Here is a 9,727-nt window from a genome sequence, read left to right on the forward strand (position 1 = left end):
CTCCGGTGAGGGGGTCGGGCCGCTCCGTCGTGCCTGGTGCGGGCGCGCGTTACTTCTTGATCACCAGGGTGCCGGCGGCACGGTCGTGCCAGCCCTGCAGCTTCCCGGAGTTGTCGAAGAACGGCGACAGGTAGACCAGTACGGCGCCGATGTAGCAGAGGAAGGCGCCGACGATCGGGATGATGAAGCGGATGAAGCCGCCGCCCAGGCCGGGGACCTGACCGGTGTTCTCCTTGACCACGCGCAGGCCCAGGGCCAGCTTGCCCAGGGTGGCGCCGGCGAAGGAGACCATCAGCCACTCGTACAGCAGGTTGAACACCGACAGCACGCCGATCATGATCATCATGGTGGCGAGGAAGCCGGCGGCGGCGTCCTGGTTCTGCTGGAGGCAGTCGTTGTACGAGGCGCTGCCGTAGCGGTAGGTGCTGCAGTCGTCGGCCTCCTTGGCGATGCCCAGCGCGCTGGCCAGGCCGAGCGCCATCACCAGCGCGATGACCGCGCCGATCGCGAGGCCGTCGATCAGGCGGGCGAGGAACCGCTGGCCCATGGTGGCGAGCTTCACCGTGCCCAGCTGGGCGATGCTGATGTAGCCGTTGTTCGCCTGGAGGGTGCCCGGCGCCGGCGCGTACGCGTACGCCTGCTGCTGCGGCACGCCGTAGGCCGGCTGCTGCGGCGGCTGCTGCGGGTAGCCGTAACCGGCGGCCGGCGGGGCCTGCTGCGGGTAGCCGTAACCGGCCTGCGGCGGCTGCTGCGGCTGCTGGGGCTGGTTGTACGGGTTGTTCGGGTCGGGCGGGTAGCTCATCGATGCCTCCGGGCAGATGGGGACGGTGGGGACGGGACAACGGAGGACCCGGATCGGACCGGTGGATCGGGTGGCCGGTCGGACGGGACGCTAGCGGAGCGCACTGACACCGGGGGCGTGAACAGCCCGGCGTGCGCCCCGATTCAGGACCGGGGGGACGGTGCGAACAGGGGGCGTGACGGCCCTGCGGCGGGCTGCGGCCCGCGTCGGCGGTAGGTCGTCGTCGGCGCGGTGCGATCTGGTCGGCTCACTCTGTTCTTCCCCCGGGTACGCCCCCGCCGGGTCTGTCCGTCGGCCCGTCACCGGGCCGGATGCGGCGGGGAATGCCCGCTCATCGTCAACCGGGCGGCCGTGCGCTGTCCAGCCGCGCCCGCGCGTCGGACCGGACTGTGGCGGAACCGCAATGTGACCCGCACGTTCCGTGCCCGTCCCGGGCCCGCGGGAGCGCGGGACGGGCCCGCCGCGGGCCTGCCGAGGGGCCCCCGGGGCCCCGACGGCCCGGGTCCGAGTGACCGGCGGTGCCGCGGCCACGGCGCGGACGGGACCGGACGGGACCGGACCGGTGCCCGGACGGGTGCCCGGACGGGTGCCCGGACCGATGTCAGGGGCGGTGCCCGGGGCGGTGCCGCCGGCGGCTCGTGAGCCGTGGGCCGAACGGCGACGAGGCCGTGGCGCGGACGGTTGCGGGGATCCGGGAGAATGGGGCCATGACTGCGCAGATTCTCGATGGCAAGGCCACCGCGGCCGCGATCAAGTCCGAACTCGCCGCCCGCGTGGCGGTCCTCAAGACGAAGGGCGTCACGCCGGGCCTCGGTACCGTCCTGGTCGGCGACGACCCGGGCAGCCGCTGGTACGTCAACGGCAAGCACCGCGACTGCGCGGAGGTCGGCATCGCCTCGATCCAGCGCGAGCTGCCCGCCACGGCCACCCAGGAGGACGTCGAGAACGTCGTCCGCGAGCTCAACGCCGACCCGGCCTGCACCGGCTACATCGTCCAGCTGCCGCTGCCCAAGGGCCTCGACCAGAACCCCGTCCTGGAGCTGATGGACCCGGACAAGGACGCGGACGGCCTGCACCCGACCTCGCTCGGCCGGCTCGCGCTCGGCATCGAGGGCCCGCTGCCGTGCACCCCGCTCGGCATCGTCGAGCTGCTGCGCCGCCACGACGTGGCCATCGACGGTGCCGAGGTGGTCGTGATCGGCCGCGGCGTCACCGTCGGCCGTTCGATCGGCCTGCTGCTGACCCGCCGCTCCGAGAACGCCACCGTCACGCTCTGCCACACCGGCACCCGTGACCTGGCCTACCACCTGCGGAAGGCCGACATCGTGGTGGCCGCCGCGGGCGTGCCGCACCTGGTCAAGCCGGAGGACGTCAAGCCCGGCGCGGCCGTGCTGGACGTCGGTGTCAGCCGCAGCGAGGGCAAGATCGTCGGCGACGTGCACCCCGGCGTGGCCGAGGTGGCCGGCTGGATCTCCCCGAACCCCGGCGGTGTGGGGCCGATGACCCGCGCCATGCTGCTGAACAACATCGTCGTGGCGGCCGAGCGCCGCGCCGGCAGCTGACCCCGAGGGCGGAGAACGATGAGCGAACCGCGGCGGACCAGGCGCAGGCCGGTCAAGACCACCGGCACCCTGCCCCCCGAGGGCTCGGCGGCCGCGCTGGGCCGTGAGCACGCACTGCCGGTCCGGCAGTGGCCGATAACGCTGGTCCTGCTGGTGGTCGGCGCCGGCCTCGCGGTCACCTGGTTCGCGGACTTCGAGGACGGCTTCAAGTACGGGCTGCTGATCATCGGCGGCGGGGTGCTGCTCGGCGCGCTGCTCCGGCTGGCGCTGCCCGAGGTCGGCATGCTGGCGGTCCGCAGCCGGTTCACCGACGTGATCGTGCTGACCTTCCTGGGTCTGTCGATCGTGCTGCTGACCCTGGTGGCCCAGCCCAACCCGTGGCTGGAGCTGCCGCTGCTGGACAACATCGGCCAGCTGATCGGCCGTCCACGACGCTGAGCCGTCCACCGTGCCGAGCCGCCCGCAGGGCGGCGTCGCGGCCCCCGCCCGACCCGTCGGGCGGGGGCCGTCGTCGTCCGTGACCCACCAGCCGGGACCGCGACCGCGGCGTACGCTTCCCTTTGCGATACCCTGACGCCGGTTCTCTCGATGTCGAGAGACCGTCCTCGGCTCCGGCGCGCCGAACGTGCCTGGGGCACCTGGCGATTTGCTGGAGAAGGTAGAAATGACCCGCACCCCCGTCAATGTCACCATCACCGGAGCCGCCGGCCAGATCGGCTACGCGCTGCTCTTCCGCATCGCCTCGGGCCACCTGCTCGGTGCCGACGTACCGGTGAACCTCCGCCTCCTGGAGATCCCGCAGGGCCTCAAGGCCGCCGAGGGCACCGCCATGGAGCTCGTGGACTGCGCGTTCCCGCTGCTGCGCGACATCAAGATCACGGACAACCCGAACGAGGCCTTCGACGGCGCCAACGTCGCGCTGCTGGTCGGCGCCCGTCCGCGCACCGCCGGCATGGAGCGCGGCGACCTGCTGCAGGCCAACGGCGGCATCTTCGGTCCGCAGGGCAAGGCCATCAACGACAACGCCGCGGACGACATCAAGGTCCTGGTCGTCGGCAACCCGGCCAACACCAACGCCCTGATCGCCCAGCGCAACGCCCCGGACGTGCCGGCCGAGCGCTTCACCGCGATGACCCGTCTGGACCACAACCGGGCGGTCGGCCAGCTGTCGGCCAAGACCGGCACCCTGGTCTCCGACATCAAGCGCGTCACCATCTGGGGCAACCACTCCGCCACCCAGTACCCGGACATCTTCCAGGCCGAGATCGCCGGCAAGCCGGCCTTCGAGGCCGTCGGTGCCGACCAGGCCTGGCTGGAGAACGACTTCATCCCGACCGTCGCCAAGCGCGGCGCGGCCATCATCGAGGCCCGCGGCGCCTCCTCGGCCGCCTCGGCCGCCAACGCCGCCATCGACCACGTCCACACCTGGGTCAACGGCACCGCCGCGGGCGACTGGACCTCCATGGGTGTCGTCTCCGACGGCTCCTACGGCGTGCCGGCCGGTCTGATCTCGTCCTTCCCGGTCACCACCAAGGACGGCGCGTTCGAGATCGTCCAGGGCCTGGAGATCTCCGACTTCTCCCGTGGCCGGATCAACGCCTCGGTCCAGGAGCTGGTCGAGGAGCGCGACGCGGTCCAGGAGCTCGGCCTCATCTGAGTCCGTCCCGCAGTGCTTCGCGACGGCCCGCCCCTCCGCACCGGAGGCGGCGGGCCGTCGCGCGTCCGGCCGTCGCGCGTCCGGCCGTCGCGCCTCCGGCCGCCGCCCGGGAGGCGGCGCGACGCGGCCGTCCCGGCGCCGCCCGGTCCTACACTGACCCGCTGTGAACGAAACCATCGAGGACGCCGCGCTCGTCCTCGTCTTCATCGCCCTGGGCGGCCTGTTCAACGTCGCCGAGATCTCGCTGATCTCGCTGCGCGAGGGCCAGATCCGGACGCTGGGGGCCCGGGGCACCCGGCGGGCCGCCCGGGCCGCGCACCTCGCGGCCGACCCGAACCGCTTCCTGGCCGCCGTCCAGGTCGGTGTCACCTGCATGGGCTTCCTCTCGGCCGCGTTCGGCGCCGACACGCTGGCCGGCAAGGTGGCTCCGCTCTTCGTCCGGGCGGGGCTCTCCGCGGGGGTGGCCGACGCCACCGCGCTGGTCGGCCTCACCCTGCTGATCAGCTACGTCTCGCTGGTGCTCGGCGAGCTCACCCCGAAGCGGATCGGCCTCCAGCGGGCCGACTCCATCGCGGTGCTGGCCGCGCCCGTGGTGGACGTCATGTCGGTGGTGCTGCGGCCGGTGATCTGGCTGCTCGGTCACTCCACCGACCTGATGGTCCGGCTGTTCGGCGGCGATCCGACCGCGGGGCGCGGCTCGATGAGCTCCGAGGAGCTCCGTGGCCTGGTCGCGGCCAACACCGAACTCGGCAGTGACGAAAGGACGTTGATCGCGGACGTGTTCGCCGCCGGCGAGCGCCAGCTGCGCGAGGTGATGGTCCCGCGCACCGAGGTGACCTTCCTGGACGCCGAGCGCCCGCTGGCCGAGGTCCGCGAGCAGGCGGGCACCTCCCCGCACTCCCGCTACCCCGTGGTCGAGGGCAGCTACGACGCGGTGACCGGCTTCGTCCACGTCCGCGACCTGTACGGCGCCCGCGGCGAACGGGCCGCCAAGGTCCGTGACCTGGCCCGCCCGGTGAAGCTGCTGCCCGGCACCAAGCGGGTGCTGGCGGCGATGGGCGAGATGCGTCGCGAGGGCCACCACCTGGCGATCGTGGTCGACGAGTACGGCGGCACCGCCGGCATCGTCACCCTGGAGGACCTGGTGGAGGAGGTGATCGGCGAGATCCGTGACGAGTACGACAGCCAGGAGCCGACCACCACCCGCCGGCTGGTCGGCGGCGGCATGGAACTGGACGGCCTGCTGAACCTGGGCGACTTCGCCGAGGAGACCGGCGTCACGCTCCCCGAGGGCCCGTACGAGACGGTGGCCGGCTGCCTGGTGGCCGCGCTGGGCCGGCTGCCCGTCGACGGCGACGCGGTCCGGATCCCGGCCGGCCCGGGGGAGGAGGTGCTGCTGACGGTGGCCAAGGTGGAGGGCCGGCGGATCGCCCGGGTCGGGGTGAGTGCGGTCACACTGACGGAACCGCCGGGGGCAGAGGTTTCCTGACCGGTCGGTGGAACTGGAACAATGGCCCGCATGGTCAACGCAGCGGTCACTGGTCCGGTCAAGGACCGTCCCCGGGTTCTCTCCGGGATCCAGCCCACCTCCGGCTCGTTCCACCTCGGCAACTACCTCGGCGCGGTGCGCCAGTGGGTCGACCTGCAGGAGGACAACGACGCCTTCTACATGGTGGTCGACCTGCACGCGATCACGGTCGAGCAGGATCCGGCGACGCTGCGCGAGAACACCCGGGTCTCCGCCGCCCAGCTCCTCGGCGCCGGGCTGGACCCCGAGCGCTGCACCCTGTTCATCCAGTCGCACGTGCCCGAGCACGCGCAGCTCGGCTGGGTGATGAACTGCCTCACCGGCTTCGGCGAGGCCTCCCGGATGACCCAGTTCAAGGACAAGTCGGCCAAGCAGGGCGCCGCCGGCACCTCGGTCGGCCTCTTCACCTACCCGGTCCTGCAGATCGCCGACATCCTGCTCTACCAGGCGGACGCCGTCCCGGTCGGTGAGGACCAGCGCCAGCACCTGGAGCTCACCCGCGACCTCGCCGAGCGGTTCAACACCCGCTACAGCCCGACCTTCACCGTGCCGAAGCCGTACATCCTCAAGGAGACGGCCAAGATCCTGGACCTCCAGGACCCGGGCGCCAAGATGAGCAAGTCCGCCTCCTCCGCCAAGGGCCTGGTGAACCTGCTCGACGAGCCGAAGGCGAGCGCCAAGAAGTTCAAGAGCGCCGTCACCGACACCGGCACGGTCGTCTCCTACGACGAGGAGGAGAAGGCCGGCGTCTCCAACCTGCTGCGGATCCACTCGGCGCTCAGCGGCCAGTCGATCGACCAGCTGGTCGCGCACTTCGAGGGCAAGATGTACGGCGCCCTGAAGACCGAGCTGGCGGAGCTGTTCGCCGACTGGGTGACGCCGTTCCAGCAGCGCACCCGGGGCTTCCTGGACGACCCGGCCGAGCTGGACCGCGTTCTCGCGCTGGGCGCCGAGAAGGCCCGTGACGTGGCGTCGCGGACGCTGGAGACGGTGTACGACCGGATCGGCTTCCTTCCGGCCGCCAAGCGGTGACTCCGCTGACGAGCCTGCCCGGTGGTGGCGGTCTTCCCGGGACCGTCACCATCGGCGTGTCCGTGAGCGTCCCGGATCCGTACGGCTCGGCGATCCAGGACGCGCGGGCCGGGCACGGCGACCCGCTGGCCCGGTCGATACCCACGCACGTCACCCTGCTGCCGCCGACGGAGGTGCCGGCCGAGGCGCTGCCGAAGATCGAGGAGCACCTGGCGGCGGTGGCGGGCGCGCACCGGTCGTTCCGGATGGTGCTGCGCGGCTCCGGCTCCTTCCGCCCGGTCTCCCCGGTGGTCTTCGTCCGGGTCGAGGAGGGCGAGCAGGAGTGCCGGCTGCTGGAGGCGGACATCCGCTCCGGCCCGCTGGCCCGGGAGCTGGCGTTCCCGTACCACCCCCACGTGACGGTGGCCCACGGGCTCGCCGACGACGTGCTGGACCAGGCGTACGAGCAGGCGCGGTCGTTCCGGGCGGCGTTCCCGGTGCCGGGGTTCAGTCTCTCCCGCTTCGACGACGACGAGGTCTGGCGGCCCTGGCGGGCCTACGACTTCGGCTGAGCGCGTCCGAGTCCGAGCATCCGGTCGACCACCCGGCCCGCGGCGCCGCCGTCGTCCAGCGCGCAGTGGACGTCCCGGAAGCGCCGGTGGCGCTCGGCGTGCCCGGCGGGCAGCCCGCCGTCGTCGGCCAGTCCGCGCAGCGCCGCGACCACCTGGTCGGAGTCGTCGAGCAGCGGCCCGGGGGCCTGCGACTCGAAGTCGAAGGTGAAGCCGCGCAGGGTGTCCCGGTAGTGCGCCAGGTCGTAGGTGAAGAAGAGCATCGGGCGGCCGGTGACCGCGAAGTCGAACATGACGGACGAGTAGTCCGTGACCAGCACGTCGGCGATCAGCAGCAGGTCCTGCACGTCCGGGTAGTCGCCGCAGTCCCGCACGAAGCCGTCCCGGTCGCCCGCCAGCGGCTCGCGGACGTGCGCGTGCTGGCGGACCAGCAGGACGTGGTCGCGGCCGAGCGCCTCCCGGGCCCGGTCGAGGTCGAGCCGCAGGTCGAGCCGGAAGCCGTCGCCGTCCGGGCGCTGCTGGTCCTCCCGCCAGGTCGGCGCGTACAGCACCACCCGCCGGCCGTCCGGGACGCCGAGCCGGCGGCGGACGGCGGCGGCCCGTGCGGTGTCGGGCCGGGCCAGCAGGTCGTTGCGGGGGTAGCCGGACTCCAGGATCTCGCCGCGGTAGCGGAAGGCCCGGCGCAGGTGCGGGGTGGCGAAGCCGCTGGGTGAGACCAGCAGGCTCCACTGCGGGGTCTCCCGGGCGAGCGCGTCGAGGTAGCCGTGGTCGGCGAGCCAGGGGTTGTCGACGTCGTGGGCGATCCGCTTGAGCGGGGCGCCGTGCCAGGTCTGGACGACGACCTGGCCGGGGCGGCGGCGCAGGAAGTCCGGGAAGTGCGTGTTGCCGACCAGGTACCGGCTGGTGGCCAGGGCCCGGTACCACTCGGGGCTCCAGACCCGCACCGCCCGGACCCCGGGCGGCAGCTCGGCCTGGCCGTCGTCGATCACCCAGAGGTGTTCCAACGGGGCTCCCCGGCGCACGAGTTCGGCGTGCACGGCACGTGGCGAGTCGGCGTAGCCGCGCCCGCCGAAGACGTCGTACAGCACGGTCTCGCGCAGCGGCTCGCGGCGGGCGGCGGGGTAGCCGGCGGAGCGCTGGCGGGCCTGGGTCCAGGCGCTGCGCTCGGTGGCGGTGAGGACGGGCGTGGAGTCCAGCAGCAGGGTGTCGTGCCAGCGCCGCTGGAGCAGGACGCGCTTGCCGCCGGCCCGGGCGGCGGCCGGCAGGGCGGCCAGGACGGCGGGGGCGGCGATCAGCGGGCGCGCGGGGCCGGGCCGTCCGACCGGGTGGAGGGCAGCCTCCCAGAGCCCCTTGCGCAGCGGCAGTTCGGTGCCGTCGGAGCCGGTGCGGGTGGCGGGCAGCCGGACCAGGAACCGGTGGTCGGGGCCGAGGTCGACCGGCCGGCGGATCTCGCTGCCGGTGCCGCTGTGCCGCAGCACCAGTTCCAGCGGTCCGGGGGCGGGGCAGTGGCCGGTGAGCTCGAAGCCGCCGCTCCGGACGGCGAGCCGTTCGACGTAGCCGGCGGCGGGCTGGACGCAGAGCTGGAGCCGGCCGTCGGCGAGGTGCTTGAGGTAGAGCGCCCGGTCGTCGGTGCCGGGCAGCCGGTGCTGGCCGGCGACCGGGCCGTGGCGCTCGTCGAGGACGAGTGGTCCGGCGGAGCCGTCGGGGCGGAGCAGCTCCGGTTCCCAGTGCTCCGGCTCCTGGCCGCCGCGCCCGTCGGCGGTGAACGGCCGGTACGGCAGGTGGACGGCGAGGGACCGCCCGGAGGTGGTGACCGGGTGGATCAGGACGGCGCCGCTCTCGCGGTGGCGCAGTCGCAGCACGGTGCCGGCCGGGCAGGGGGCGGTGGTGGCGCCGCGCAGCCGCAGCCCGTCCGCCGCCGGGTCGGCACCGGTGAGGCGGGCGCCGGGGCGTTCCAGCCGCAGGCTCAGCCGGCCGTCGGCGAAGTGCGGCTGGAGGCGGACGTCGTGGTCGACCCAGCGGGCCGGCGGGTACTCGCCGGAGCCGCACCAGTGGGCGCCGAGGGCGCCGTACTGCCGGCGCAGCCGGGTGGGGCGGGGACGGGTGAAGAGGGTGGCCTCGACGGTCCAGTCGCCGAGCAGCCAGTCGTCGCCGGGGCGGAGCCGGCGGGGTTCGACCAGGGCGGTGAAGCCGGCCCAGTCGTTGTTGTGGTCGGGGTGGGCGGCGTCGTCGGTGATCTCGGGAATGCGGCGCGGCCGGGTGGGGAGGTGGAGGGGCGGTTCGTGGTCGTCGCGACGCAGGGTGAGCCAGGTCCAGGCCGAGCCGGGGCGGGCGGTGTCCCGGTCGTCCGGGCGGGCGTAGCCGGTGAGTTCGAGGCCCCGGGCGGTCCAGCGGGCGCGCAGCAGCCCGAAGGCGGCGTCCTCGTCGCCCCCGGGTGACGGTTCGCCGGAGCGGGGTGCGGCGTGCGGGAGGACGAGCCGGGTGAGGACAGTCATCTTCCACGAACCTTTCTCGGCAAGAAATCGCGAAGTTACCGGGAAATGATTCCTGAAGTCAATTAAATGTTTACCTGAATATTGCCTGGGAGTTCTCTCGGAG

8 protein-coding genes are annotated in these 9,727 nt (G+C 73.2%); 6 read left to right on the plus strand and 2 right to left on the minus strand.

What is annotated here, in order from left to right:
- Positions 1–49: 49 nt before the first annotated feature.
- Positions 50–802, minus strand: a complete 753-nt coding sequence (locus tag ACFWOG_RS36320) for an RDD family protein (protein WP_329885325.1) — start codon at positions 800–802, stop codon at positions 50–52.
- Positions 803–1,509: 707 nt separating this feature from the next.
- Here ACFWOG_RS36320 and ACFWOG_RS36325 point away from each other — a divergent pair.
- The 6 genes from ACFWOG_RS36325 (at position 1,510) to ACFWOG_RS36350 (ending at position 7,132) form a co-directional block, all read left to right on the plus strand.
- The gene (locus tag ACFWOG_RS36325; protein ID WP_329885324.1) at positions 1,510–2,364 is read left to right on the plus strand and encodes a bifunctional methylenetetrahydrofolate dehydrogenase/methenyltetrahydrofolate cyclohydrolase; all 855 of its coding nucleotides are present in this window, start codon (positions 1,510–1,512) and stop codon (positions 2,362–2,364) included.
- Positions 2,365–2,382: 18 nt separating this feature from the next.
- A complete protein-coding gene (locus ACFWOG_RS36330) occupies positions 2,383–2,802 on the plus strand; it encodes a DUF3017 domain-containing protein (protein WP_329885323.1) in 420 nt (139 codons plus the stop codon).
- Positions 2,803–3,028: 226 nt separating this feature from the next.
- A complete protein-coding gene (locus ACFWOG_RS36335; RefSeq protein WP_329885322.1) occupies positions 3,029–4,021 on the plus strand; it encodes a malate dehydrogenase in 993 nt (330 codons plus the stop codon).
- Between the two features lie 163 nt (positions 4,022–4,184).
- On the plus strand, positions 4,185–5,510 hold the full coding sequence (locus tag ACFWOG_RS36340; RefSeq protein ID WP_329947737.1) for a hemolysin family protein: 1,326 nt from the start codon (positions 4,185–4,187) through the stop codon (positions 5,508–5,510).
- A 30-nt stretch (positions 5,511–5,540) separates the two neighbouring features.
- The gene (trpS, locus tag ACFWOG_RS36345; protein ID WP_329885320.1) at positions 5,541–6,581 is read left to right on the plus strand and encodes a tryptophan--tRNA ligase; all 1,041 of its coding nucleotides are present in this window, start codon (positions 5,541–5,543) and stop codon (positions 6,579–6,581) included.
- A gap of 62 nt (positions 6,582–6,643) precedes the next feature.
- Entirely contained in the window at positions 6,644–7,132 is a 489-nt protein-coding gene (locus ACFWOG_RS36350; RefSeq protein ID WP_329885319.1) for a 2'-5' RNA ligase family protein, read from the plus strand.
- On the opposite strand, the gene ACFWOG_RS36355 is transcribed toward ACFWOG_RS36350, so the two are convergent.
- Positions 7,117–9,624, minus strand: coding sequence for a CDP-glycerol glycerophosphotransferase family protein (locus tag ACFWOG_RS36355; protein ID WP_380363648.1), 2,508 nt, complete (start codon positions 9,622–9,624; stop codon positions 7,117–7,119). The two genes, ACFWOG_RS36350 and ACFWOG_RS36355, sit on opposite strands and share 16 nt — an antisense overlap.
- Between the last annotated feature and the right edge of the window lie 103 nt (positions 9,625–9,727).

This window comes from Kitasatospora sp. NPDC058406 (assembly GCF_042722765.1).
In the GTDB taxonomy this organism is placed as follows: Bacteria; Actinomycetota; Actinomycetes; order Streptomycetales; family Streptomycetaceae; genus Kitasatospora.

Coding starts and splice junctions, on each gene's coding strand:
- ACFWOG_RS36355 (WP_380363648.1), bottom strand. CDS start 9,624: ATGACTGTCCTCACCCGGCTCGTCCTCCCGCACGCCGCACCCCGCTCC.
- ACFWOG_RS36320 (WP_329885325.1), bottom strand. CDS start 802: ATGAGCTACCCGCCCGACCCGAACAACCCGTACAACCAGCCCCAGCAG.
- ACFWOG_RS36335 (WP_329885322.1), top strand. CDS start 3,029: ATGACCCGCACCCCCGTCAATGTCACCATCACCGGAGCCGCCGGCCAG.
- ACFWOG_RS36330 (WP_329885323.1), top strand. CDS start 2,383: ATGAGCGAACCGCGGCGGACCAGGCGCAGGCCGGTCAAGACCACCGGC.
- ACFWOG_RS36325 (WP_329885324.1), top strand. CDS start 1,510: ATGACTGCGCAGATTCTCGATGGCAAGGCCACCGCGGCCGCGATCAAG.
- trpS (WP_329885320.1), top strand. CDS start 5,541: ATGGTCAACGCAGCGGTCACTGGTCCGGTCAAGGACCGTCCCCGGGTT.